Origin of the sequence: uncultured Thiodictyon sp. (genome assembly GCF_903946935.1) — a bacterium.
Lineage (GTDB): Bacteria > Pseudomonadota > Gammaproteobacteria > Chromatiales > Chromatiaceae > Thiodictyon.
On record NZ_CAJAXH010000186.1, the window covers coordinates 1 to 23,877 of the forward strand.

21 protein-coding genes are annotated in these 23,877 nt (G+C 67.1%); 9 read left to right on the forward strand and 12 right to left on the reverse strand.

The annotated features are described in order from the left end of the window. Both QZX93_RS15875 and QZX93_RS15880 read left to right on the forward strand, forming a co-directional pair. Positions 1-1,183, forward strand: a 1,183-nt coding sequence (locus QZX93_RS15875) for a response regulator (RefSeq protein ID WP_295383920.1), incomplete at its 5' end; no start/stop codon positions are given. A gap of 401 nt (positions 1,184-1,584) precedes the next feature. Continuing rightward, positions 1,585-1,806 (forward strand): hypothetical protein, encoded by a 222-nt coding sequence (locus QZX93_RS15880; protein WP_295383921.1) that lies wholly within the window; start codon positions 1,585-1,587, stop codon positions 1,804-1,806. Positions 1,807-1,849: 43 nt separating this feature from the next. Here the strand turns inward: QZX93_RS15880 and QZX93_RS15885 are convergent, their stop codons facing one another. The 5 genes from QZX93_RS15885 to QZX93_RS15905 all read right to left on the reverse strand — a co-directional run bounded on the left by QZX93_RS15885 (position 1,850) and on the right by QZX93_RS15905 (position 6,088). Further along, a complete protein-coding gene (locus QZX93_RS15885) occupies positions 1,850-2,644 on the reverse strand; it encodes a YfdX family protein (RefSeq protein WP_295383922.1) in 795 nt (264 codons plus the stop codon). A gap of 118 nt (positions 2,645-2,762) precedes the next feature. Beyond that, positions 2,763-3,305 carry a gamma carbonic anhydrase family protein gene (locus QZX93_RS15890; protein ID WP_295383923.1) on the reverse strand — a complete coding sequence of 181 codons (543 nt, stop codon included), beginning with the start codon at positions 3,303-3,305 and terminating at the stop codon, positions 2,763-2,765. Positions 3,306-3,404: 99 nt separating this feature from the next. Then, on the reverse strand, positions 3,405-4,616 hold the full coding sequence (gene nifS, locus QZX93_RS15895) for a cysteine desulfurase NifS (RefSeq protein ID WP_295383924.1): 1,212 nt from the start codon (positions 4,614-4,616) through the stop codon (positions 3,405-3,407). Positions 4,617-4,818: 202 nt separating this feature from the next. After that, the gene (gene nifU / locus QZX93_RS15900) at positions 4,819-5,694 is read right to left on the reverse strand and encodes a Fe-S cluster assembly protein NifU (RefSeq protein WP_295383925.1); all 876 of its coding nucleotides are present in this window, start codon (positions 5,692-5,694) and stop codon (positions 4,819-4,821) included. A 70-nt stretch (positions 5,695-5,764) separates the two neighbouring features. Beyond that, positions 5,765-6,088: an iron-sulfur cluster assembly accessory protein gene (locus tag QZX93_RS15905; protein WP_295383926.1), complete on the reverse strand. Its 324-nt coding sequence runs from the start codon at positions 6,086-6,088 to the stop codon at positions 5,765-5,767. A gap of 228 nt (positions 6,089-6,316) precedes the next feature. Between QZX93_RS15905 and QZX93_RS15910 the strand changes: the two genes are divergently transcribed. After that, positions 6,317-6,571 (forward strand): nitrogen fixation protein NifZ, encoded by a 255-nt coding sequence (locus tag QZX93_RS15910; RefSeq protein ID WP_295383927.1) that lies wholly within the window; start codon positions 6,317-6,319, stop codon positions 6,569-6,571. 17 nt (positions 6,572-6,588) lie between these two features. Here the strand turns inward: QZX93_RS15910 and QZX93_RS15915 are convergent, their stop codons facing one another. The 4 genes from QZX93_RS15915 to parE form a co-directional block, all read right to left on the reverse strand. Beyond that, the gene (locus QZX93_RS15915) at positions 6,589-7,707 is read right to left on the reverse strand and encodes an FIST N-terminal domain-containing protein (RefSeq protein ID WP_295383928.1); all 1,119 of its coding nucleotides are present in this window, start codon (positions 7,705-7,707) and stop codon (positions 6,589-6,591) included. 36 nt (positions 7,708-7,743) lie between these two features. Beyond that, positions 7,744-8,076, reverse strand: a complete 333-nt coding sequence (locus tag QZX93_RS15920) for a type II toxin-antitoxin system prevent-host-death family antitoxin (RefSeq protein WP_295383929.1) — start codon at positions 8,074-8,076, stop codon at positions 7,744-7,746. A gap of 204 nt (positions 8,077-8,280) precedes the next feature. Next, positions 8,281-12,492 carry a response regulator gene (locus QZX93_RS15925; RefSeq protein WP_295383930.1) on the reverse strand — a complete coding sequence of 1,404 codons (4,212 nt, stop codon included), beginning with the start codon at positions 12,490-12,492 and terminating at the stop codon, positions 8,281-8,283. Positions 12,493-12,551: 59 nt separating this feature from the next. Beyond that, positions 12,552-14,438, reverse strand: a complete 1,887-nt coding sequence (parE, locus tag QZX93_RS15930; protein ID WP_295383931.1) for a DNA topoisomerase IV subunit B — start codon at positions 14,436-14,438, stop codon at positions 12,552-12,554. 123 nt (positions 14,439-14,561) lie between these two features. Here parE and QZX93_RS15935 point away from each other — a divergent pair, with 123 nt between their 5' ends. Genes QZX93_RS15935 through QZX93_RS15945 form a run of 3 tightly spaced genes read left to right on the forward strand, consistent with a single transcriptional unit; the run spans position 14,562 to position 16,382 of the window. Then, positions 14,562-14,834 carry an exodeoxyribonuclease VII small subunit gene (locus tag QZX93_RS15935; protein ID WP_295383932.1) on the forward strand — a complete coding sequence of 91 codons (273 nt, stop codon included), beginning with the start codon at positions 14,562-14,564 and terminating at the stop codon, positions 14,832-14,834. Next, on the forward strand, positions 14,831-15,724 hold the full coding sequence (ispA, locus tag QZX93_RS15940; protein ID WP_295383933.1) for a (2E,6E)-farnesyl diphosphate synthase: 894 nt from the start codon (positions 14,831-14,833) through the stop codon (positions 15,722-15,724). Before QZX93_RS15935 ends, ispA begins: the two co-directional genes overlap by 4 nt. Before the next feature lies 1 nt (position 15,725). Further along, positions 15,726-16,382, forward strand: coding sequence for a thiopurine S-methyltransferase (locus tag QZX93_RS15945; protein ID WP_295383934.1), 657 nt, complete (start codon positions 15,726-15,728; stop codon positions 16,380-16,382). Positions 16,383-16,443: 61 nt separating this feature from the next. On the opposite strand, the gene QZX93_RS15950 is transcribed toward QZX93_RS15945, so the two are convergent. Genes QZX93_RS15950 through QZX93_RS15960 form a run of 3 tightly spaced genes read right to left on the reverse strand, consistent with a single transcriptional unit; the run spans position 16,444 to position 19,537 of the window. Then, entirely contained in the window at positions 16,444-17,784 is a 1,341-nt protein-coding gene (locus QZX93_RS15950; protein WP_295383935.1) for a hypothetical protein, read from the reverse strand. 8 nt (positions 17,785-17,792) lie between these two features. Then, complete coding sequence (locus QZX93_RS15955) at positions 17,793-18,284, reverse strand: DUF6384 family protein (RefSeq protein ID WP_295383936.1); 492 nt, start codon at positions 18,282-18,284, stop codon at positions 17,793-17,795. Continuing rightward, positions 18,281-19,537: a cell surface protein gene (locus QZX93_RS15960; RefSeq protein WP_295383937.1), complete on the reverse strand. Its 1,257-nt coding sequence runs from the start codon at positions 19,535-19,537 to the stop codon at positions 18,281-18,283. The genes QZX93_RS15955 and QZX93_RS15960 overlap by 4 nt, the downstream gene beginning before the upstream one ends. A gap of 221 nt (positions 19,538-19,758) precedes the next feature. Here QZX93_RS15960 and QZX93_RS15965 point away from each other — a divergent pair, with 221 nt between their 5' ends. From QZX93_RS15965 to QZX93_RS15975, 3 genes are all read left to right on the forward strand, one after another. Then, entirely contained in the window at positions 19,759-20,340 is a 582-nt protein-coding gene (locus tag QZX93_RS15965; protein WP_295383938.1) for a Uma2 family endonuclease, read from the forward strand. Positions 20,341-20,470: 130 nt separating this feature from the next. Then, entirely contained in the window at positions 20,471-20,767 is a 297-nt protein-coding gene (locus QZX93_RS15970) for a hypothetical protein (protein WP_295383939.1), read from the forward strand. 4 nt (positions 20,768-20,771) lie between these two features. Beyond that, positions 20,772-23,747, forward strand: coding sequence for a caspase family protein (locus QZX93_RS15975; protein WP_295383940.1), 2,976 nt, complete (start codon positions 20,772-20,774; stop codon positions 23,745-23,747). The last annotated feature ends 130 nt before the right edge of the window (positions 23,748-23,877 follow it).

Genomic DNA, 23,877 nt, shown 5'->3' on the forward strand with positions numbered 1-23,877 from the left:
CGGCAGGACCTTCGAACATGGTGCTTCACCCTCGGTTTGTTTGCACTTCCAAGGGTACACAATTTCGCGGGTCCTGCCGCTCTCCTGCGGTGATTCACCAAGCCCTACGCTAGGTCTTGGCCGGATTTATGATCAAGGCCATCGCAAGCACGGGGGTACCGGGCTCGGGCTCGCCATCTCGCAGAAGCTCGCCGAACTCATGGACGGGCGCATGTGGGTGGAGAGCGAGCCCGGCAGCGGCAGCCGCTTTCATTTCACGGTGCGCCTGCCCCGCACCGAGGGTCGAGCGCCGCCCGATTTGGGCGCACCACGGGTCTTGCTGGCCGGTATCGACACCATCGCCATCGGACTGGTAGGCGAGCGCCTGAACCAGCAGGGCTGCCGCGCCGAGACGGTCTTCGACGTTGCCGTGGCGAACGCCCGACTCAGGGCCGCGGCGGCGGGCCAGGACCCCTTCAGCGTCGTCGTGCTGGAGAAGCGCCTGTACGATGCCACCAGCACCGACCTACCAAGCTTCCTGCACGAGCTCCCGGTGGCGCCGGAGCTGACCCTGATCGCCCTGTCCGAGCCGGACCCGCAGGAGCGCGAGCGACTCGCCGGGGCGCCAGGGGTGTTGTGCGTGACCACGCCACTGATCGTCGGCGAGCTGCTCAACCACATGCATGACTTGGCCGAGGCCCAGCGCTTGGCGGCCTCCGGCATCGTGGCACCGACCCCGCCGCCGCCGCGGGGGACCTATCGCATCCTGTTGGTCGAGGACAACCACGTCAACAGCGTCATCGCCCGCCGCGTCCTGGAGAAGGACAACCATGAGGTCGCCGAGGCCCCGGACGGCGAGATCGCCCTGATCGCGCTCACGTCCGAGAAGTTCGATCTCGTGTTGATGGACGTGCAGATGCCGACGATGGACGGACTGGAGGCCACGCGCATCATCCGCGCCCTGGAGGGCGGACAGCCGCCCGAGCGCCCGGAGACCGTACCCGAAGGACTGCCCGATCGTCTGCGCGGCCGCCACCTCCCGGTGGTCGCCATGACCGCCAACGTCATGGCCGGCGACCGCGAACTGTGTCTCGGCGTCGGCATGGACGACTACATCACCAAGCCATTCAAGCGCGAGGAGATGCTGGAGACGGTGCAGCGGGTGATGAGCAACCGGGAGGCCGGGCCGCCGAAATCGACCTAAGACAATAGAAAACGGTTGGTTATAGGTTTGCCTGGAGCAAGCTCGGCGCACCCGGCGGGCACTTGGCCGCTTGGGCAGGACGGAGATAACCTCCTGTATTTATTTGCGTTCGTTTGCGGCAGAATACGCTGTCTAGGGTGAGCTTTCCTCCGCCCGCCCTGGCGGCGCTGCGAGCGGCAAATTTTTCTCGCGCTTTCTCAGTCGGTTGTGTCGTATGATTAGGTACTTAGACAGGCCACTTCGTGCAGGCAGGAATCGACACCCATGGTTGATCGCGACACCCTCGAAGAGCGCGCACCGGACCCCACGGCCGTCCGGTCATCGAGCCACCCCACGGGGCGCCGCGGCACACCGGGCCTGCGACCGCCTGGACAAGACGCCCGACCGGGGGAGGTCGAGGTATGACCCCCGCCCCCTGCCTCCATCTGGCCACCACCGCCGACTCAACCGCAGCGCGCTGGGCCGGCGCCGGTGTTCCCGATGCGCCCCAGCGCCGCTGGCTGATCCGGCACCGGGACGGGTCGGTGGCATCGCACTCATTCAGCCCGCCGGCGAGCCGCACCGAGGTCCAGTCCTGGTATCCGGGTGCGGCGCTCGAATCGGAGCCCGAGCACCCGACCTAAGCGGCGCGGCAACCGGCGACGGTTCAGCGCCACCCGAGGATGGCTATTTGGCCGGTTTAGCCTCCGGGGGGGCGGCCTTGGCCGACTCGGTCGGGGCCTTGGCGGACTCGGCCGGTGCCTGGACGGGGCTCCAGATCAGGGTGTTTTCCCGCACCAGGCCATCCTCTACCTTCTTGAGCTCGAGATTGGCCTCGTGCAACTTGCCCGCATCGATCAGCTTGCGGGCCTGGTCCACCAGCGCCGTGGTGTCGCCGAGCGGCATGCTCACCTCCAGTGAGGCCACCCCGACCTCGGCCGCCTTGAGCACCTCAAGGGCCTGTTGCCGCTCGCCCTTGCCCAGATGGCCCTTCGCCTTACCGAGCGCATCCAGCTTGGCGGGGCTCTCGGCGACATCCTCGATCACCTGTAGGTCAGACAGGATGGGGATCAGGTCGGGGGCCACGGTGTCCTTCTCAGACTCGACCGCCTTGGTGCCCACCTTGACCTGCGCGGACACGGTCACCGGTTTATCGTCTGCCTTTACCTTTTCAAGCTGTTCGTGGGCCTCCGCCAAAAGCTTCTTGGCCTGCTCGGTATAGCCGTCGTTGAGCGCCACGCGCGCCAGATGGGCGGCGCGCACCGCGGCCAGTCCAGCGCTCGACATCACCCGGTCCTGCTGCGCGGTAGGTCCGCCGGTAACGGTCTCGGTGACCTCCACCGGTACCTGATCCTGCGCCTTGGCTGCCGCGGCCGGCGGCTTGGTCGCGGGGGCGGCGGTGTCCGCCATCGTGTAGGCGATCCCCGATCCGGACAGGGCCAACGCGATGGCGACGGCGAGTGTGCGGTTCAGCTTGGTCATGACTGTGTTCCTCTTGCGATAGACAATGTGTCAGGCGGCGCCGATGCGCTTCCCGGCGCCTGCAAACAGTCTGACTCAAGCCCCATTGCCGAACGATGGCCGATCCATTAACGCTGAGTCATGCGCCCCCGCCCACGCGATGCCGCTGCGCCAAGCGGACATAGTTGGCCGCCGAGTACTCCAGATATTCCAGCTCGCGCTCGGTCAGCGCCCGCACCCGTCGCGCGGGGGCACCGACCCACAGCGCACCGCCGGGAAGCACCTGCCCCGGGGGCACCAGCGCGCCGGCGCCGAGCAGGGTGCGGGGCTCGATCACCGCCCGGTCCAGCACCCGGGCACCGATGCCGATCAGACACAGCTCGCCAATCTCGCAGCCATGCAGCACCACCTGGTGCCCGACCGTCACCCGCTCGTGGACGATCAGCGGCGCGCCCCCGGGGTTGAAGCGGCTGTCGTGCGTAACATGCAGGATGCTGCCGTCCTGGATATTGGTCTGCGCGCCGATCCTGATCCGGTGGATGTCCCCGCGCACCACGCACAGCGGCCAGATGGAGCCGCCGGCACCCAAGGTGACATCGCCGATGACCACGGCGGTCGGGTCCACCCAGGCGCTGGGGTCGATGTCGGGACGCAGGCCTTCAAAGGGTCGGATGGGGTCCATTTTAGTTCGAGAGAAACGGCCGAGTGGATAATTGCACAGTCTCGGAGCTTGGGAACCAGAGCAACTTGGATTCCGCTGTCCCGGCTGTAATGAAGCGCGTCAGGCGTAGGCCGGCGCGAAGGCCAATTCGGGGTCGGTAATCGGCCCATTCTCGCCCCAATAGGGTGAGAGCTTGCGCAATTGGGCGACGATGGGCGGGACGGCGCGGATGACGGTCTCGACCTCCTCCATGGTGTTGTAGCGGGAGAAGCTGAAACGCACGGTGCCATGGGCGGCGGTATAGGGGATGCCCATGGCGCGCATGACGTGCGAGGGCTCCAGCGAGCCGGAGGTGCAGGCCGAGCCGGAGGAGGCGGCGATGCCCAGCTTATTGAGAAGCAACAGGATCGACTCGCCCTCGATATATTCGAATGCGATATTGCAGGTGTTGGGCAGCCGGTTGGTCGTGTCACCGGTGACGAAGGCATGCGGGACGGCCGCCAGGATGCCCTGCTCCAGACGGTCGCGCATCCGGCGCACGGTCCGCTTCTCGGTATCGATGTGTTGCAGGGCCAGTTCGCAGGCCTTGCCCAGGGCGACGATGGAGGCCGAATTCTCGGTACCGGCACGCCGGCCGCGCTCCTGGTGTCCGCCGCGCAGCAGTGGGCGGAAGCGGGTGTTGCGGCGCAGATACAGCACACCGATCCCCTTGGGTGCGTGGAGCTTATGACCCGAGAGTGACAGCATGTCGATGCTGGTGTCCTTCAGATCAATCGGGATCTTGCCGACCGCCTGCACCGCGTCGGTATGGAACATGACCCCCGCCGAGCGTGCCAGGTCGGCCATCTCCTCCACCGGGAACAGGGTGCCCGATTCGTTATTGGCCCACATCACGGTGACGAGCGCGACCCGCTCCGACAGCAGGTCCATGTACTCCTGCATGTCGAGCCGGCCCTTGCCGTTCACCTTCAGACGGTGGATCTTGTAGCCCTCCTTCTCCAACTGTTCGCACAGGGCCAGGATGGCCGGGTGTTCCACCACGGTGGTGATGATCTCCTTGCGTTCCGGCTGGGCCTTGATGGCGGAGAGGATCGCGGTGGAATCCGACTCGGTGCCGCAGGAGGTGAAGATGATCTCCGACTCATGCTCGGCGCCCAGCAGTGCCTGCACCTGCTGGCGGGCCTGTTTGATGGCCTGACCGACCCGGTTGCCGTATTGGTGCAGCGAGGACGGATTGCCGAACTGCTCGGTGAAATAGGGCAGCATGGCCTGCACCACCTCCGGCGAGACCATGGTGGTAGCGTTATTGTCGAGATAGATGCCGTCGGTCATGGTCGTGCCTCGGTTAGGTACCGTCGTACTGGAAGAAGGGATTCTCACGCCAAGGCGCCAAGACGCCAAGGGTCTTCAATGCATGATCGACAGCGGGTGATGAACCCGAAGGGTCCCAAGTCATCTAGGGACTTCATTGTCTTTCTTGGCGTCTTGGCGCCTTGGCGTGAGCAACTTCCGGTTTTGGTCCGGTTTGACAGCGTCAGGCCCGCGCCCGCATGGCGGCGGCCGGCAGGACGCGCACGAATTCGCCCAGGTCCTCGATGATCCGCTGCTGGATGCCCTCGATGGTGACCGAGGCCATCTGACAACCGGCGCAGGCCCCGGTCATATTCACATAGACGGTCTTACCGTCCACCTCCACCAGCTCCACGTCCCCGCGGTCACGCTGGAGGTTCGGCCGGATCGCCTCGATGGCCCCCTCGATGCGGCGGATGCGCGCCAGGGTCCCGAGCTTGGGTCGAACGGCGGGCGGGGGTGCGGCCGCAGTGGCATTGAAGGCCCGGCCCTGTTCCTTGCATACGCGGGTCAGGATCTCCTCCACCCCCTCGTGACAGGCGGAGCAGCCGCCGCCGGCCTTGGTATAGTTGGTTACCTCCTCGACACTGGAGAGCCCATTCGCCCGGATGGTCTCCTCGATCAGCACCGCGTCCACCGCGAAGCACTTGCACACCATGGCGCCTTCCTCGTGGTCATCCTTCCAGACCTCACCGCGGTAGTTGGCGACGGCCGCCTGGAGCGCCTCGCGCCCCATCACCGAGCAATGCATCTTCTCCGCGGGCAGGCCGTCGAGAAAATCGGCGATGTCCTGGTTGGTGACCGTCAGTGCCTGATCCAGGGTCATGCCCTTGATGATCTCGGTGAGCGCGGAACTCGACGCGATGGCCGAGCCGCAGCCGAAGGTCTGGAAACCCGCATCTTTGATGACCTGAGTCTCCGGATCGACCTTCAGTGAGAGCCGCAGTGCATCGCCACAGGACAGCGACCCCACATCGCCGACGGCATTGGCGTCGGCCACCGCACCGGCGTTGCGCGGGCTGAAGAAGTGGTCTTTGACCTTGTCCGAGTAATCCCACATGGCGTGTCTCCGGGAAAGAAGATGAATCTGAACCGCAACGGCGCAGCTGGCGCCGACGATTGGGGGCCGTCTAGGCGCTGAATGACTTGCCGCAGCCGCAACTCTGGGAGGCATTGGGATTGACGAAGGTGAATCCGTTGCTCTCCATGCTGTCCTTGAAGTCCATGGTGATGCCGGCTAGCAGCGGCGCGCTGGTGGGGTCCACCAGGATCGTCACCCCCCCGCACTCGACCGTCGTGTCGTCGCTGCGTGCCGCGGCCTCCAGGGCCAGAGCATACTGCAGGCCGGAGCAGCCGCCGCCAGTCACTGAGATGCGCAGCCCGGCGACCGGGTCGGCCGATCCCTTGATAAAACGGCTCACGGCCTTCAGTGCGCTGGGGGTCAGGGTCAACATGGTTCAGGTGCTCCGGATGGCTTGAGTCTTGCTTTTGCTGTTAGTGAAGAATTAGCAATCCCCATGCCACGCGCTAAGACGCAGACATATCGCTGATTTTGTTTAGCATAACGACCAACTGCCGGCTCGCTTGTCGGCTCTGCCACAGGACGGCGCAGTATCTTGGTCGGATTAATGACAGACCCGCAGTCCCCATCCACCAACTCCACCACTAACGGAGCACACCCCATGACGCTCGACGAACTCAACCCCGGCGATCTGGTCTATGCCGCCACCGACATCATCAACGACGGGGGCATCCCGGACCTGGCCGCGGACGCATTGATCGCCTCCCCCGGGACCCGGGGGGTGATCCTCAAGATCGGTCATCTGGAGGAAGACCCTGAGCGCACACTCTATCTGGTCCGCTTCGAGGGACCTGAGCTGGTGCTCGGGCCCCCGACCGGGTGCTGGGCGGAGGAACTGACGACCGAGGCGGCCTGACTCTCCCCCTCGGAGGGTCAGGTAAAGAGCATCAACACGCCGGTATAGCCATAGAGCCGGTCCTGGGAGATCTCGCCGTTGGCATAGAAGCCGACCAGTGGGACATCTCCCAGGGCCTCCTGGATCTGGCACAGTTCCGCGGAGTCGGGGCCGAAGAGGTTGACCCCCCGCCCCAGACAGGTCACGTAGACCCCACCCCGGGGCGGCTCCCGCAGCCGGCCCTTGAGTGAGGCGAGCATCCGGTTCATGTCATCGCGGGCGGTCGCGCCGTCGCGGCGGCAGAACATCAGCCTTTGGCCCGGCTCCAGCAGGTCGCCCACCGCCACCAGACCCTCGTCGGGGTCGAGCCCCACCAGGTTGCGCACCAGGTAGTCGCCGGTGTCGGAACCGACGATCGGCAAGCCGACGAAGATCGTGCGCCCGATGTGCATCAGGTCGCGCGCGAGGACCTCGCCGATATCCTCCTTGAGGACATCCAGGGCACGCCGGCCGTCCAGGGTCATCAGGATATTGCGCTCCACCTTGGTGACGGTTCGGTGGGGGCCGATGGGCAAGCAGCCCTGGCTCAGGCGCGTGAGGACCCCGACCCCCTCGGCGAAGAGCACGCCGGACAGCCCACCCTGGTGCAACCCGTTGGCGATGGTGCAGGTATGACCCCGCGAACTGGCGAGCCCGCCCACCAGAAAACCGGCCGCGGTGCGGGTGGCGAGTTGTTCGATCAGCTCCTCGGTGACGCCGCCCGTCGGGTCCCCGTGGACCAGGGCCAGCAGCGGGTGGCGCTCCGCGATCCACTCACCATTGCACGTATCAAAGGCAGCCAGGTCATCGACCAGATTCGGGAAGACCCGGAAGCCGTCGGGCGGGAACTCGCCCAACATCACGGCCGCCGCCGGGTCCTCGTAATACTCGGTGCCGGTGGCACAGATGCCGATGCCCACGGCGCCGACCCAGTCGCGCACCCGGGTGGCGTCCTTCAACCGGCCGAGCAGCTCGGCCAAGTCGTCCGCCAGCGAATCGGTGACATACAGAAAGCCCAGGTTGGCGGCCGCCGGCACCTCGCCGAGCTGGCTCAGGCAGGCGTCCGCAATCTCCCGCCAGTCGTCACCGGCGGCATGGGCGTATCGGAATGGGCGCATGGGGGCAAAACCTCCGGCGGTGGTGCGGGCTGGATCCTATAAAGCAGCGTTCAACTCGGCCGCCAGGTCCTCGGCCGGGTAGTCTACGGCGACCAGACCGAGCGAGCCGAGCAGGTCAATAAACCCATCCAAGGACAGCCCGGCAACCGTGGCCGCCTGCGCCAGGGTGAGTTGTCGACCCTCAAACAGGCGCAAAGCAAGGGCTCGGTGGACGCCCTGCTCCAGCAACCGACGGTCGAACGGCAAGGCGAGGATGGCCGGCCGACCATGTTTCGTAATCAGCGACATCTGGCCAAGCTCGGCGTCCTTGAGCAGGTCACCGGAGCGTGTCCGAAGCTCCCGGACCGAGAAGATATCAAGTGTTTCCATGGGCGGGCCTCGATGAAGTGTACCGGCAAAGCGTAACACACACAGGGAGCGGCCAACCTGCCCCGGGTCATGCGGTCGCCACCGGCACGCCTGGCTCACAGGGCATTCGCCGCGCGACACCGAAGCTCCGGCTCCGCCATGGGCCGCCGGCCGCGCCACCCGTTCTGTCGGAATTGGTTAAGGTCATTATTGCACCTATCCTGGTCAGACCCGATGCTCACCCTGGGTACGCTGGTCCTCTTCGAGGTTGAAAACATGGTAACGATTCTTGCCGGCCAGCTTGGCCCGATACATGGACTGGTCGGCCTGAAGCAGCAGTCGATCCGCGTCCACCTCCTGCGGCTGCGGATAGTAGGTGACGCCGATACTGGCCGACACCTGCACGATGAGATTGCCAAGGGGCACCGGCGCGGCGACGGCGGCCAGTAGGCGGTTGAACAGCGGCACACTTGCGTCGCTGTCTTCCTGATCGATCAGCACGGCCACGAACTCGTCGCCGCCAAGGCGCGCCAGGGTGTCGCCTTCACGCAGGGCCTGGCGCATCCGGTCGGCCAGGGTCACCAACAACTGGTCGCCAACGGCGTGTCCGTGGCGGTCATTGACCGCCTTGAAGCCATCCAGGTCGAGATAGGCCACCGCCAGGCGTTGTCGCCGTCGCTGGGTCTGCGCCATGGCCTGATGCAGACGGTCGGCCAGCAACAGGCGGTTGGGCAGTCCGGTCAGCGCGTCAAAATGGGCGAGGCGTTCAAAGCGCGCCTCGCTGTCACTCAGTGCCTGCGCGCGCTCGCGCAACTGGAGTTGCAGTCCAACCCGCAGACGCAGCACCGGTGGATTGATCGGTTTGGGGATGAAATCCGCCGCGCCCCCCTCCAGGGCCTGGGTCTCAGTGTCCGAATCCCGGCTGGCGGTCACAAAGATTACCGCAATGCCCTTTAGGCGCGGGTCGGCCTGAAGCGTCCGGCACAGGCAGTGGCCGTCCATCACCGGCATCATGACATCGAGCAGGATCAGTGCCGGCAACTCATCCGCGGCCAGTCGCTCCAAGGCCGCCGATCCGGATAAGGCAAAGTCGCACCGGCACACGGGCTTGAGCGCCCGCGCCATGATCTCGACGCTGACGGGATCGTCGTCGACGATCAGGATCCAGGCGGCGGGGCTCGCGGGTATGACTTCAACCTCGAACAGGTCCAGGGCCGCCAGATCATGCCCGGATCGGGCGTCGCCGAGCGCGGTGAGCCGGCCCGCGTGCAGCGGCGCATCGGGGTCTGCATCCGGCACCGGTGCTGCACCGTCCAGCCAGGGCGCCAGCGCGGTGAGCAGAGCGCACAAGCGCGCATCGAAGTCCGCCAGCGCCGGCGCCGGGTCCACCCGCGGGTCGGCGAGCGCGGTTTCCAGCACCTCGGCGCTCTGCGCCAGTGCGAGTGCGCCAAGGTTCCCGGCGTGGCCGCGCAGGGTATGCAGTCGTCGGGCGGCCGCCATGACCTCGCCGCGCGCCAGGGCCTGTTGGGTCTGCCGGGTTGCGTCGGCGAAATCGGCGGCAAACCGCTGCGCCAGACGCAGGAAGAACGACCAGTCCCGGTCGAGCAGGCGCGCCGCCCGGCGACCATCGATGCCGGGGATGTCCGGAAACCCCGCCGGACCTGGCGACGGCGTCGGGACCGGCCCCGCGGCCCCGGGCGCAACCGCCGGTGGCGGCTTGGTCCAGCGGCGCAGCACCGCGACCAGGTCATCCAGGTCCACGGGTTTCGCCAGGAAGTCGCTGACCCCGGCATCTTGTGCCTGTTGGCGTTGCTCGGCCAGCACGCCGGCGGAGAAGGCGATCACGGGCAACGCGGTCAGGCCGAGTTCCCGGCGGATCGCGCGGGTCGCGGTGAGTCCATCCATCACCGGCATCTGGATGTCCATCAGCACGGCATCGATATCCTGGGCGTGGGCGCGCAGACAGTCCAGGGCCTGCTGGCCATCGGCGACCAGGGTCGTGCGGGCGCCCTCGCGCCTTAATGCACGTTCGACCACCTCCAGATTCAGGGGGCTGTCGTCCACCACCAGACAATGCACGCCGCTCAGGCCGGGTCCGGCCGGCCGCCCGGCGGGCGCGGCCTCCTGCGGCGGCGTGTCGTTCGCGCTGGCCCGCTCGCAGGGTAGTTCAAACCAGAAGGTACTGCCGACCCCCAGGGTGCTGTCGACCCCGACGCAACCCCCCATCCGCTCCACCAACTGCTTGCTGATGGCCAGGCCCAGCCCGGTGCCGCCGAAACGGCGGGTAATGCTCCCATCGGCCTGGGTAAAGGGGGTACCCAGGAGGGCCAGGTCCTCATGCCCGATCCCGATCCCGGTGTCGCGGACCTCCAGGCGCAGACGCACCGTCCGGGTGTCGACCTCCTGTTGGCTGACCCGGATGCGCACGCCGCCGCGCTCGGTGAATTTCACCGCGTTGCCGACCAGGTTGACGAGGATCTGCTCCAACCGCAGCGGGTCCCCGCGCAGCCAGGAGGAAAGCCCCGCCGGGATCTCGAGCCGGAAGTCGAGCCCCTTGGCCCGGGCCTGCTGACCCAGGAGGCTCTCCACCTGGGCCAGCACCGCCGCCGGCGCGTAGGTCCGCACCTCCACGCGCAACCGATCGGACTCGAGCTTGGAGAGATCGAGGATGTCGTTGACCAGCCCGAGCAGGGACCGCCCGGCCGTGTGCAGCCCTTGGACCAGGTGGCGCTGCTCGGCGGACAGCGCCTCGCCTTCGAGCAGTTGCGCCAAGCCCAGCATGGCATTGAGCGGGGTGCGGATCTCATGGCTCATGTTGGCCAGGAATTCGGATTTGACCCGGGCCGCCTGCTCGGCCGCCTCGCGGGCCTGTTTGAGGTCGGTGATGTCGAAGAAACTGACCAGTAACAGATCCTCGAAGGCTGAACCGAGTGCCGCTGCCCCGCACACCGCGGTGCGATCCTTGCCATTCTTGCAGCGAAGGGTCACCTCCGGCACCGTCACGAAGCGTCCGCCGTTGTGCCGGGTCTGCTCGATCCGTTCCCGCCAGGTGTCCATGGCCCACTGGCGATAGTCGGGATCTGGATAGGCCAGCGCCCACCACTCCACCAGGGTAGGAATATCCGCCAGCGTATAGCCGAACAGCTCGATAAAGGCCCGGTTCAGATAGGTGATGTTCTGCTGCGCATCGTTCAGGGCAAAGGGCACCGGTGCGGCGTCGATGATGGCGCGGTACCGTTGCTCGCTCTCGCGCAGCGCGTGCTCGGCAGCCTTGCGCTGGGTCGCGTCGATACAGATCCCAGTCATGCGCACGGCTTGCCCCGCTGCGTCGTAGGCGATGTCACCAACTGTATCGACCCAACGCACCTCGCCAGAGGGCAGAACAATCCGGTATTCGTTGTTCAGCGGGATGTGCTTGCGGATGGCCTCGTGAATGCGCGCTTCAGCCGCCACCCGATCTGCCGGGTGAAGCGCGTTGCGCCAGACCTCGAAGCTCGCCGCGAACGCGGCCGGATCAAGTCCGAAGAGCTGGAAGAACTCCTTCGACCAGTTCAGGTGGCCGGTCCGGATATCCCAGTCCCAGATCCCCGCCGCGGCGGCGCGCTGCGCCATGGACAGGCGCTCCTGGGCCTCAAGCAAGGCCGCTTCCTGCTGCCGGCGTGCGGTGATGTCGAGTCCCATGCCGGCGACGAAGGTGTTTCCCGCCGCGTCCGTGAACGGGAACTTGACGTTGAGCCAGACCGCGCGACTGCCATCGCGCTGGGGGGTCTCCTCGATCGCTTCCAGCGAACGGCCGCCGGCGAGCACGTACAGATCGTTCCGGCGCAGGGTGGCGGCAACCTCGGCCGGCCACATATCGGCATCGGTCTTTCCCTGCCAGTCCGCCAGACGCACCCCAAACCGCTCCTCGCAGGTCTTGTTGATGTAGACATACCGCCCCTGCGCATCCTTCATCCAGGCAATCGCGGGGCTGTGGTCCATGAAGAGCCGAAAGCGCTCTTCGCTCTGCCGCAGCGCATCCTCCGCCTGCTTAAACCGCGTCGTCTCGCTGAGCGAGAACGCGAGCCCCGTCACCGCCTTGTGTTCGTCTTTGACCGGCGTCAGACACCAATCCCAATAAGTCACACCCCGTTCCGGCTGGCCCGGGAATGCGAACGGCCGGTCGTTGTAGACAACCGCCTCGCCCGAGTCGCGAGCCTGGCGGAAGATCGCCTCGTTTTCGGCGTCGGGATGCAAGGCGAAATGGTTCTTTCCAAGCAGTTCCTCGGGCGCCATCCGGCAGGCTTGTGCGTAGGCGGGACTCACCCACACGAAATTGAACGCCGGATCGAGCAGTACCAGCATCGCGTCGGTCGCCTGCATGACGCTGTCGAGTGCGTGGTATTTACGCAGCTCTTGAATCAATGCGTCCCGACTTAGATTGTCATCGTGAGGCAACTGCAAATCTCCAACTTCGCCGATCTTTGCTGCGGGTAGGATACTGGAATTCCAGCAACTCAGACCTCCGCCAGGTCGCCCTTCTCCTGCAACCACGCCCGGCGGTCCGCGGCGCGCTTCTTGGCCAGCAGCATGTCGAGCACCTTACTGCTATCGTCCTCGGCCTCGATCGTCAACTGCACCAACCGGCGGGTGTCCGGATGGATAGTGGTCTCGCGCAACTGGGCCGGGTTCATCTCGCCCAGGCCCTTGAAGCGCTGAACATTGACCTGGCCCTTGATACGCTCGGCGGCAATCCGGTCGAGGATACCCTGTTTCTCGCCATCGTCCAGTGCATAGAAGACCTGCTTGCCCACGTCGATCCGATACAGCGGCGGCATCGCCACATGCACATGGCCTTCCGCCACCAGACGCCGGAAGTGCTTGAGAAACAAGGCGCACAGCAGGGTGGCGATGTGTGCCCCGTCGGAGTCCGCATCCGCCAGGATGCAGACCTTGCCGAAGCGCAGGCGGGTCAGGTCGTCGCTGCCCGGGTCCACCCCAATGGCCACCGCGACGTCATGGACCTCCTGGGAGCCCAGCACCTCCGCCGAGTCCACCTCCCAGGTGTTGAGGATCTTGCCGCGCAACGGCAGGATCGCCTGAAACTCACGGTCGCGTGCCTGCTTGGCCGAGCCGCCGGCGGAGTCACCCTCCACCAGAAAGAGCTCGCTGCGATCCGGGTCGGTGGAGGTGCAGTCCGCCAGCTTCCCCGGCAGGGCCGGACCCTGGGTGATCTTCTTGCGGATGACGGTGCGCCCGGCGCGCAGCCGCGCCTGGGCGGCGTTGATGGCCAGCTCCGCGATCCGCTCGCCCTCGGCGGTGTGCTGGTTGAGCCACAGGCTGAAGGCGTCCTTGACCACCCCGGAGACGAAGGCGGCGCACTCGCGCGAGGACAGCCGCTCCTTGGTCTGGCCGGAGAATTGGGGGTCGATGAGCTTCACCGAAAGGATGTAGGCGAGCCGGTTCCACACGTCCTCCGGGGCCAGCTTGACCCCGCGGGGCAGCAGATTGCGGAACTCGCAGAATTCGCGCACCGCCTCGGTGAGCCCGCTGCGCAGGCCGTTGACATGGGTGCCGCCCTGCACCGTCGGGATCAGGTTGACATAGCTCTCGGTGACCGGCTCGCCGGCCTCCGGGGTCCAGGCCAGGGCCCAGCTGGCGGCTTCGTTGGTACTCTCCAGGTCGCCGACGAAGGGCTCGCTGGGCAACGTCTCGCAGCCACCCAGGGTCTGGATCAGATAGTCCTTGAGCCCGTCCTGATAGCACCACTCAAGCTGCTGCGCCGCGGCCTCGTCACGGAAGCGCACGGTGAGTCCAGGACACAGGACCGCCTTGGCCTGCAACAGGTGGATCAACGGCTTGGGTGCGAACTTGGGGGTGTCGAAATACTTAGGGTCCGGCCAGAAACGCAGCCGGGTGCCGGTGCGGGCGCGCGCCACCGTGCCGATCGGCGTCAGGTCGCTCGCCTTGTCCCCGTTGGCAAAGGCCATGTGATATTCCTGCGCGGCCCGCCGCACCCAGACCTCCAGGCGGTTAGAGAGTGCGTTGACCACCGACACACCCACGCCGTGGAGCCCGCCGGAGAAGCGATAGCTCCCGCCGCCGAACTTGCCGCCCGCGTGAAGCTTGGTCAAAATCACCTCCACCCCGGGCAGTCCCTGCTCGGGGTGCATATCCACCGGCATACCGCGGCCGTCGTCGGCCACCTCGAGCGAGCCGTCGGCGTAGAGCACCACATCGATGGTGCGGGCATGGCCGGCCAGGGCCTCGTCGACACTGTTGTCGATAACCTCCTGAGCCAGGTGGTTGGGGCGGGAGGTGTCGGTGTACATCCCGGGGCGCTTGCGCACCGGGTCGAGACCGCTTAAGACCTCGATTGCTGAGGCGTCGTAGGTGCCTGTCATGGGCTTAATCGTTGCTCCCTGGGGCAAGTGGGCGGCGCAGCCGTCCGGTGGGCCCGTCGGTCCGCCGGTTTGACCGCAAAACCTGGGTACGCTACCGTACCTTTAAACCTTGATGCAAACCTTATGAAGAAACCAGCAGACCCGTCTCCGCCCCCTTTCGAGCAGTCGCTGAACGAACTGGAGACCATCGTCGCCGCACTGGAAAAGGGTGACCTGACGCTGGAGGCGTCCCTCGCGGCCTTTGAACGCGGCGTGACCCTCACCCGCGCCTGCCGCCAGGCCCTGGAGGGCGCCGAACAACGGGTACGCATCCTGACCGACAACCGCCCGGACGCCACGCCCGAGCCCTTCGCCAACTCCACGGCCCCCACTATCGCCCCCCCGGATCGTCCATGAGTGAACAAGCACTGGATGCCTTTCGGGCGCGCTGCGTTGCACGCGTCCAGGCCACCCTCGAACAACTGCTGCCGGCCCCGGGGCTTGAGCCCACGCGCCTGCATGAGGCCATGCGCTACAGCGTGCTCAACGGGGGCAAACGCATCCGCCCGCTGCTGTGCTATGCCGCCGGCGAGGCCCTGGGGATCGCCCCGGCCCTGCTCGATCGCCCGGCCGCGGCGGTGGAGCTGATCCACGCCTACTCCCTGATCCATGACGACCTGCCGGCGATGGACGACGATGCCTTGCGCCGCGGCCGCCCCACCTGCCACATCGCCTTCGATGAGGCCACCGCCATCCTCGCCGGGGACTCGCTGCAAACCCTCGCCTTCCAGGCCCTGGCGGAGGCCTCGGAGTTGAGCGCCGGCGCGCGCATCGCCATGGTCGAGACCCTGGCCCAGGCCAGCGGCTCGCGCGGCATGGCCGGCGGCCAGGCGTTGGACCTGGCGGCCGAGGGCAAGCAGTTGGACCGGGTGATGCTGGAACACATCCACATCCACAAGACCGGTGCATTGATCCGTGCCGCCGTGCGCCTGGCCATTTTGGCCGACACCCCACTGGATGCGGACCATGCCGAGCGTCTGGACCGCTATGCCAAGTGTGTCGGGCTCGCCTTCCAGATCCAGGACGACGTGTTGGACGTGGTGGCCGAGACCACCGTGACCGGCAAAACCCGCGGGCGCGACCAGGATCTGGCCAAATCCACCTACCCCTCCGTGGTCGGGCTGGTGGAGGCCAAGGAGATGGCCCACAACCTGCTCACCGACGCGCTGACCGCCGTCTCGGTCTTCGGTGTGCGCGGCGACCCGCTGCGCTGGGTGGTCGAATCACTGATCGTGCGCACCGGCTAGCATGGACGCCGATTTTTGGCTGACGCGCTGGCATCGGGGTGAGACCGGCTGGCACTTGGAGGAGGTCAACCGCCATCTCAGCACCTTTTGGCCCCCCCTGGCGGTCCCGGCTGGGACCCAGGTGCTGGTGCCGCTGTGCGGCAAGACCATTGATCTCTTGTGGCTCGCCGGCCAGGGCTACCGGGTGCTCGGGGTCGAGTTGAGCCCGCTCGCGGTCGACGCCTTTTTTGCCCACAACGGCCTGACCCCCACCGTCACGGATGACGCGGGGCTGCGCCGCCACCGGGTCGACGAACTGGAGATCCTGTGCGGGGATGTCTTCGCCCTGCCCCCCGCCCAGCTGGCCGGGGTCGGGGCCGTCTATGACCGCGCCGCCCTGATCGCGCTGCCACCCGAGTTGCGCGAGCGCTATGCCGCGCACCTCGCGGCACTGCTACCCGCCGGGGTACCGCGCCTGTTGATCACACTGGAATATGACCAGGCACTGATGGCCGGGCCGCCCTTCTCGGTGTCGAGCGCGGAGGTGCAGCAGCTCTTCGGTGAGACCCACCGGATCACGGCACTGGGCACGTTCGATGCACTGCCGGAATCGCCAGGGATGCGCCAACGGGGACTCACCGAGCTCACAGAACGGGTCTATCGACTGGACCCGGCCTGAGCGGGCTTCTTGCCATTGAGGCCGTCGGGCGGCGCCTGGTACGATCTGAGCTAGTACTCGCCTAGCTCCAGACGGTGCCGCGGCCAAAACCGCCGGAGCCAAAGTCCGGGTCGGACTGCTCCGCGCGATAGCGCTGCTGCTCCTGGAGGGTGCGCCAGACCTGTTGGCGGTCGACGGCGCCGCGCAGAAATTCGGCCAGCACCGTGGCGATCAGTGCCTCGTTATCAAAGCTGGAGCCGGCACGGTCATAGCGGCTGGTCTTGAAGTCCGCGCACAGGGTCTGGGCCTCGGCGACCCGCCGCTGCTGGTCCGCGAGCGCCTCGCGCAGCCCCTGCATGGACGCCTCGAGTCGGCGGCGCTCCTCGTCCGCCTGCATCAAGCGGGCGACGATCAGATCATCGTCCGGCGCGGGGGTGGCCAGGGCCGCCCGGCGCAGTTCCAGCAGGTCATCGCGCTTGAGTTCGGCGGCCAGGAACGCCAGCGCCTGTTGGGAGTGCTCGTCCTCACCGCAGGTATAGCGTGAGGTCTGCGCCTGGAGCGCCTCGCGCTCGGACTCGGCCTGGGTGAGGCGCGCCTCGATGGCGGCAAGCCGGGACTGCGCCTGCGCCAACTGCGCCGCCAATGCCGGGACCTCGTCGGCCGCCCGGGCGGCCTCGTCCAGGGAGCGCAGCACGGCAAAATCGGCCTCCGCTTGGGCCTTGAGCGTGGCGGCGTGTTCACGCAGGCGCTCCGGGATCGCGTTTAAGCGGTCATAGTTGGCGCGGGCGTCGACAAAGCCGATGCGCCGGGCGACCTTGCCGTCGAGATACCGGGTGAGGGCGAAGCCGCGGTACTCGGGCAGGCCAAAGCGACGCTCCCACAGGTACATGAAGAGCGGATCGGCGCGGTAGGAGGCCCCCTTCTGTTCACGCTCCGCGGCGCTCTGGGTCGCCTTCTCCTCCGACTGGGCCGCCGTGCGTTGCGCCGCTTGGGCGCGTTCGCGCCGGCCCTGGTAGTCGGGGTCCGCGGCCAGCCGTGCCTGGGTCCTGGCCTGCGCCGCGTCCAACGCCTGGGCGGCGGCATCGACCGCCGCGGCCTCATCGGCGCGCTGCGCCGCCAGCGCGCGCGCGGCCGCCGCGGCGGTCTCAAGCTGCGCCTGCAATTGCGTCAAGGCCGTCTGGCGCGGGGCGAGCAGGGCCGCCACCGTCAGCTGCGTCTGGTCCAGCCGCTCCACCAGGGTGGTGTCGCCGAGCTGACCCAGACGCAGCTTGGCCAGGTCCTGATAGTCCTTGGTCTCACCGTCGCGCTGCGTCTGCAGCTGCTGATTGAGCGCCGCCATCTGCGCCTCGACCGCCGCGGCCTGGGCGCCCGCCGCAGCCACCGCCTCCTCGAGGCGCTCCAGGGTCTGTCTGCCGGAAACCATATCTGTGCTCACCGCTTGCTACTCGCCCCGCCAGTCGTGTTCATCGCGTCATGGAAAACCCGCTCGCCACGGGGCTTGCCGTCGTCGTGCGTGTCACTGATATCGGCGGCCGCGGGGGCAACCAAGAGGACATAGCCGACCCCGACCGCCAGCACGCCGAGCGCGACGATCCCGCCGAGCCACTTGCCCCAGCGACCGCGCCGGACATAGAGCAACGCCAGCCGGGTGCCGAGGGTGTCCGGCGGCGGCCGATAGGTGAAACGCTCCTCCTTGAGCGCCGCCACACCCTGCTCGATCACGCGGTCCGGGACCTCCAGACCCTGCTCCGCATAAATCGTGCGCAGGCGCGCCACCAGGTCCTCCGCGCGGCCCAGGTCGTCCAGCTCCGTCTTGGCGAGGCGCTCACGCCGCCGCAGCGTATCCACCACGTCCATGGCGAGCATGATCTCGTCGAGCGGCGGCTTGCCGGCCGCCCGATCAATCGCCGCCGGCTCGCTCATGATGGCGCGCTCTGCCCAACGGTCAGCTCAAGCCCCTTGCCCTGCTCCGCCAGGCGCGCCAGCTTGCGCTTGCCGTCCTCCACCGCGTCGCGGATCTCGTTGGCGTTCTGGGTGCTCTGTTGGCGCATCTCCTCGATGATCTCGTGCGACTTGGTCTGCCAGGAGACCACCGACTCCACCAGCTTCTTGACCGACTCGGCGCGGATGGTCGGGCCATAGCCGGCACGCACCGCCGCCTCCTGGACCTTGCCGCCCATCTCCGCCAGCACCTCCAGCGACTTGCTCACGCCATCCTTCATGGCCTCCACCGTCTGGGTCGCCACATACAGACCAAACATGCCGGTGAAGGAGGCGGTGAGCGCGGTCAGGACCACCTCATTGGTGCTGAAGAAGCTGATCGCCTGCGAATAGACCCGCTCCTTGGCGTTGGTGGTCTGAAGCAGGCGCGCCATCACGACCTCGGAGGTGTTGTAGGAGACCGTCAGGTTGTCCGACAGGTCCTTGGCGATCTGGTAGCGCTTCTCCTCCTGTTGCAGTGCACGCACCTGCTCGTCCCGGGCCAGTTCCAGACGGGCGCGGTCCGCGGCGTCCTGGGACGCACCGGGGACGCCGGCCGAGTCGATCACCTTCATCGCCCACTGGACGGCCTCCTTGGCCGCGTCGAGGCGCCCCTGGGCGGTCTTCAGCACCTCCAGCGCCAGGACCTCGGACTGCTTGAGCGCCCCGCGGAAGTCCTGATAGGCCTCCAGAATCCGCTGCTCACGCTGGATCTGGTCGCTGGTGGCGGCGGTCACGTCCAGATAGGTCTCCTTGATCTTGTCGAAGCGGCTGGCGATGTCACCGCGGGTAACCTTCATCCAGACGTTGCTCAGGCGCTCGAAGCTGTCGAGCTTGCCGTCCGCGATCTGGTCCACCATGGTCTTGGCGTCATCACGGATGCTGTTGAAGGCGTTGGTGATCTCCTCGTAGCGGCTGCCGATCTCCATGGCCTGGACCTCGCGGCGCACCACGTCGTTGAAGAGCGAGGACTGGTTCAGGGTACGCGCGATGGCGGTGACGCGCGCCGCGTCCAGTTCCGAGATCTGGTTCAGGAGCGCGATGATGGGGTCGACCTGCTTGGCGCCCTCGGCCGGCACCAGCCCCAGGTCGTGCAGGCCGTTCATGGCCTTGTCCAGATACTGCATGGGGGTCGCCCGGGCGACGGCCGTCGCGTTGGCCGTCGCGGCGGTGATGGCGGTCTCGGTGGTGCTCATGGTGATTCCGGAGTCAATGGGAGGTCTGGGACTGGCCCGCGCACGGGCAGAAGCGGTAGGAACATGGTGGCGATCAAGGGAGTTTACACCGGCACCGGGCTTAGCGGCCTTGACCAGGGGCATGTCGATCGCCCTTCAGGGCGACCGACGCTGGCGGGCGTCACAACCCGGCCCAAGGTCCAGGTCTATAATCGCCCCATCCCCAGCACCGGGAGCATCCCATGTCACTGCAACCCAAACCCCATGTCAGCTTCGATGATTGGCTGGCAGGCGAGCGCGCGGCCTTGGAGGACCGCAACGAGTATATCGACGGCAAGGTCCGCCCTAAGACCGGGGCGAGCGCGGCCCACAACGCCATCGTGATGAATGTCGCCGGTCAATTATGGACCCAGATGAAGGGCCGCCCCTGCCAGGTCTACGCCAACGACATGAAGGTGCGCATCCGCGCCGCCAATGCCGGCACCTATCCGGGCCTGGTCGCCTTCTGTGCCGAGCACGAATTCCAAGACGACCGCACCGATATGCTGCTCAACCCCAGCCTGATCGTCGAGGTCCTCTCCGACTCCACCGAGGCCTATGACCGCGGCGGCAAGTTTGCACTCTATCGCCAGGTCCCGAGCCTGCGCGAATACCTGCTGATCTCACAACACCAGGCGCAGGTAGACCTCTATACCCGCGGCGCGGACGACCGCTGGATACTCACCGACTTCAACGCCTTGACCGACAGCGTCTATCTGCCAAGCGTGGACTGCACCCTGGACCTGGCGGAGGTTTATGACAAGATAGATCTCTCGGCCACGTGATAGGCCAGAAACCCTGACCACGAAGATTCGTAGCCCAGCAAGATTCCCGGACAAGAGGTAGACTTAGGTTTCTTTTAGCCACGTATTCCCGCCGGCCCGATCGCCGGCCCAATCACATTGGGGGCAAACCATGGCACGCACCATCCGAGCACTCGTCGCACCGGCCGAAACCACCCAGACCAAAGGCATGACTGCCCGCAGCACCGAGGCCGTGCTTGCACAGGTCGACGTCGACAAACTGAAGGCAAGCATTGAGGAGCTGCGTCAGGACATGGCGGACCTCTTCGCCGCCCGTGATGAGGCCGGCTTCCGCCTCAAGACCGTCAGCGTCGGGATCGAGATCTCCGCGCAGGGCGGCGTGACCCTCATCGGCACCCTCACGGCAGGCGCCAAGGCGGCGGTAACCCTCACCTTCGAGCGGGCCTGAACCCATGGCGCGCAAGGCCCTGCTGCTCGGGGTCGATGCTTACGAAGAGTCGTCGCTGCGCCTGCCTGCCGCCGGGCGCGACACCAAGGACCTCGCGGCGGCGCTCGTCCTGGCCGGTTTCGCGCCCGACCAGGTCACGAGCCTCGTCGGGAGCAAGGGCGAGTACCTCAGCACCAAGAACCTGCGCAAGCACATCCGGCAGTTCCTGGAGGCGGGGCAGCCCGCGGACGAGTTGCTCATCTACTTCTCCGGGCACGGGGTCGAATGGGACGGGCGCCGCCTCCTGATCCCCCAGGACTACGACCCGGCCGACCCAAGCCCGCGCCACGACCTCATCGGCGATACCGACCTCTACGCCCTGGCGCGCAGGTCCGGGGCCGACTCCGCGATCATCGTCATCGACGCCTGCCGCCAGGACATCCGGCTCGAAGTCGTGGACAACAAGGGGCCGGAGGCACCGCCACCCCAACCCGGAGCGGAAACGCCCAGCATCGCCTTCCTCCTCAGTTGCGCCGCGGGCGAGTTCAGCCAAGCCGCCACCGGGGCCGACGCCTCCAGCTATTTCACCCGCGCCCTGTGCGAGGCCCTGACCGCCGAGGACGCCTTCGACACCCTGGGCGACGTATGCGCCGCCGTCCAGACACGGCTGGACGCCAGGCTCGCCCCGCTCGGTCTGCACCAGACCGTCACCCTGAGCGAACTCCGTGCCGAAGGCCGCGGCGGCGACCCGCTGAAGCTCGTCATCAAGGAGAGCCCCGCCGCCCGGCTGCGCCAGCAGATCGACCGCAGCCACTGGGTCCGGCTCGCCACTCGGGGGCCGATCTGGGACCTGGCCGCCGGCGCCTCCCAGGGGTTCGCCGACCAACTGCGCACCCTGATCCAGCGCGCCGAGGCCATCCACCACCAGGCCCGCGAGCGCCTGCCCCGCCAACGCTGGGGCGACGACGCGGCCCCGGCGCGCATCCTACGGCGCCTGGAGGTCCTGCTCGACGGCGCGGCGGCGGCCTTCCTGACCCCCGCCGAGGCCGCCGCCGTCATCGCCGTCCCCCATCTCTACGAGGCGATCCTGGCCGCCGCCCAACTGCGCCTGCTGGCGAACGGCGACCCCCTGACCCCCGCCGACTTTGGCCCGGACGCCTGCCGCATGGCCCTCGCCCTGCGCAACCGGGTCGCCTCCGAGGCCGCCTGGGAGCGCCGCCGCGCCTTGTTGCGCGGACGCGGGCTCGACGCCGCGGCGGACGACCTGGCCGCCTGGCAACTGCTGCGCTTCCTACACGAGAGCGGCGAGCTTTGGGACTATGCCCCGGGCCAGCCCGCCGGCGCCCGCCGCTGGGCCAACGAGGCACTGGACACCGTGCTCGCCCCCGCGCCCCTGCCCGCGGTGGCGGCGGATGCGCGGGTCCCCCGCGTACTCGACGGTGCCCGCCTGGTCGCGCTGGTGCGGCTCGCCTTCGCCGGGTTCGACGACATTGGGCTCGAAGAGCGGCGCGATGGCCCCCAAGGGCTGGAGCGCAACCGGTCCTTCGGCGAGGGGACGGCGCAATGCTGTCTGGACGAGGTCAAGCTCGCCCACCTGTTGAATCTCGCCTTCGGAATGGCCCTGGACGCGCGGCGGCTGCCCCCGGTCCTGGCCGAGCACCTGGGAGTGGACGCGCCAGTCACCGCCGCCTTTCTCGCCCAAACCCTCACCAAGGCGGAATGGCACCGGGACGGCAGCGGCCTGACCCTGGCGCTCGACTGCCCCCACGAGGCCCTGGACGCCGCGCTCGAGACCCATGTGGCCACGCTGGGGGAGCACCTGCACCGGCTCGCGCGAGAAGAGGTCCTGCCTGCCGACCTGATCGCGAACCTGCCCAGACGCCTGGGGGACGGCAGCGTAAGACCAGCCCAGGACCCCGAGGCCCCGCGTTACTCCCGCCCGCATCTGACCTTTACGCTGGATCAGGCACGGGTGCGGGAACTGCTCATGGGCGAGACACTTTACGGCAAGCCGGAGTTGGCCCTGCGCGAGTTGTACCAGAATGCACTGGACGCCTGCCGCTACCGCCGCACCCGCGAACGCTGGCTGCGCGCCCAGGGGAAGCTCAGCGACGACACCCCGGTCTACCGTGGACTCATCCGCTTCCGCGCCGGCAAGGAGGACGGCCGGTCCTTCATCGAGTGCGAGGACAACGGCATCGGCATGGCCGAACGTCACCTGCGCGGCCTCTTCGCCCGCGCCGGCCGCCGCTTTGCCGACAGCCACGAATTCCATCTCGAACTGGCGGACTGGGACGCCGCCGGCATCCCCTTCTACCCCAACAGCCGCTTCGGCATCGGTGTCTTCAGCTACTTCATGCTCGCCGATGAGGTCCTGGTCGAGAGCCGTCGACTGGATGCGAATGGGGTCGATTGCGAGGCGGGGATTCGGGCACGGGTGGTGGGGAGCGGCAGCCTGTTTCGGGTTCAGCCGTTGCGGGATACGCTGAAGGGGACCCGTATTCGGCGCTATCTGAACCGGGCCGATGCCGATCCTGCCAAGCTGCTGGACGAGATTGTCGAGTGGCTGTGGGTGCCGGAATTCGAGACCGAGATCATCGGGACGCAAGTCCTGCGGCTGGCGGCGGGAGAGCCCGGGCCCGGGATGGTGAACGAGTGCGGCGCCTTGGCTCCTATACCGGAAAGCGTGGGCAACTCCCTACAGGCCAGGGTTTGGTGGAGCGGGGCGCTGATTCAGCATTTCCTCTCTGGGCGGGAATTTATCGGTCGGCAAGACTGCGGCCCCGGACGCCTGTTATCAGACGGCATCTTGGTGCAGCGCACGGATGACGATAGCGATCTGACCGGGTTGGTGCTCAATTTGACGGAGGCGCTGCGCCCTGCCCTCTCTGTTGATCGTAACCAGATCACCGATTGGTCCGACGCTCGGAGCTGGCTGCACGCTTTACTGCTGGAGCATGGCTGGCGCAATGTCGCGGAAGTTGCGAACATTCGGCCTTGATCATCGTTCCGGCCACCCCCGGTTACGCCGCCACCAGCAGGAGCGCGGACGACTTGGGCGGACGGGGCCGTCGGCGCGCTGGTGACGGAGGCAACGGCATGCGCTGGAGCACCTGCGCGAACAGCGTTTC

Coding starts and splice junctions, on each gene's coding strand:
- ispA (WP_295383933.1), top strand. CDS start 14,831: ATGAGTGAACAAGCACTGGATGCCTTTCGGGCGCGCTGCGTTGCACGC.
- nifS (WP_295383924.1), bottom strand. CDS start 4,616: ATGACCGACGGCATCTATCTCGACAATAACGCTACCACCATGGTCTCG.
- QZX93_RS15960 (WP_295383937.1), bottom strand. CDS start 19,537: ATGAGCACCACCGAGACCGCCATCACCGCCGCGACGGCCAACGCGACG.
- parE (WP_295383931.1), bottom strand. CDS start 14,438: ATGACAGGCACCTACGACGCCTCAGCAATCGAGGTCTTAAGCGGTCTC.
- QZX93_RS15905 (WP_295383926.1), bottom strand. CDS start 6,088: ATGTTGACCCTGACCCCCAGCGCACTGAAGGCCGTGAGCCGTTTTATC.
- QZX93_RS15970 (WP_295383939.1), top strand. CDS start 20,471: ATGGCACGCACCATCCGAGCACTCGTCGCACCGGCCGAAACCACCCAG.
- QZX93_RS15950 (WP_295383935.1), bottom strand. CDS start 17,784: ATGGTTTCCGGCAGACAGACCCTGGAGCGCCTCGAGGAGGCGGTGGCT.
- QZX93_RS15885 (WP_295383922.1), bottom strand. CDS start 2,644: ATGACCAAGCTGAACCGCACACTCGCCGTCGCCATCGCGTTGGCCCTG.
- QZX93_RS15910 (WP_295383927.1), top strand. CDS start 6,317: ATGACGCTCGACGAACTCAACCCCGGCGATCTGGTCTATGCCGCCACC.
- QZX93_RS15975 (WP_295383940.1), top strand. CDS start 20,772: ATGGCGCGCAAGGCCCTGCTGCTCGGGGTCGATGCTTACGAAGAGTCG.
- QZX93_RS15915 (WP_295383928.1), bottom strand. CDS start 7,707: ATGCGCCCATTCCGATACGCCCATGCCGCCGGTGACGACTGGCGGGAG.
- QZX93_RS15955 (WP_295383936.1), bottom strand. CDS start 18,284: ATGAGCGAGCCGGCGGCGATTGATCGGGCGGCCGGCAAGCCGCCGCTC.
- QZX93_RS15945 (WP_295383934.1), top strand. CDS start 15,726: ATGGACGCCGATTTTTGGCTGACGCGCTGGCATCGGGGTGAGACCGGC.
- nifU (WP_295383925.1), bottom strand. CDS start 5,694: ATGTGGGATTACTCGGACAAGGTCAAAGACCACTTCTTCAGCCCGCGC.
- QZX93_RS15965 (WP_295383938.1), top strand. CDS start 19,759: ATGTCACTGCAACCCAAACCCCATGTCAGCTTCGATGATTGGCTGGCA.
- QZX93_RS15935 (WP_295383932.1), top strand. CDS start 14,562: ATGAAGAAACCAGCAGACCCGTCTCCGCCCCCTTTCGAGCAGTCGCTG.
- QZX93_RS15880 (WP_295383921.1), top strand. CDS start 1,585: ATGACCCCCGCCCCCTGCCTCCATCTGGCCACCACCGCCGACTCAACC.
- QZX93_RS15920 (WP_295383929.1), bottom strand. CDS start 8,076: ATGGAAACACTTGATATCTTCTCGGTCCGGGAGCTTCGGACACGCTCC.
- QZX93_RS15890 (WP_295383923.1), bottom strand. CDS start 3,305: ATGGACCCCATCCGACCCTTTGAAGGCCTGCGTCCCGACATCGACCCC.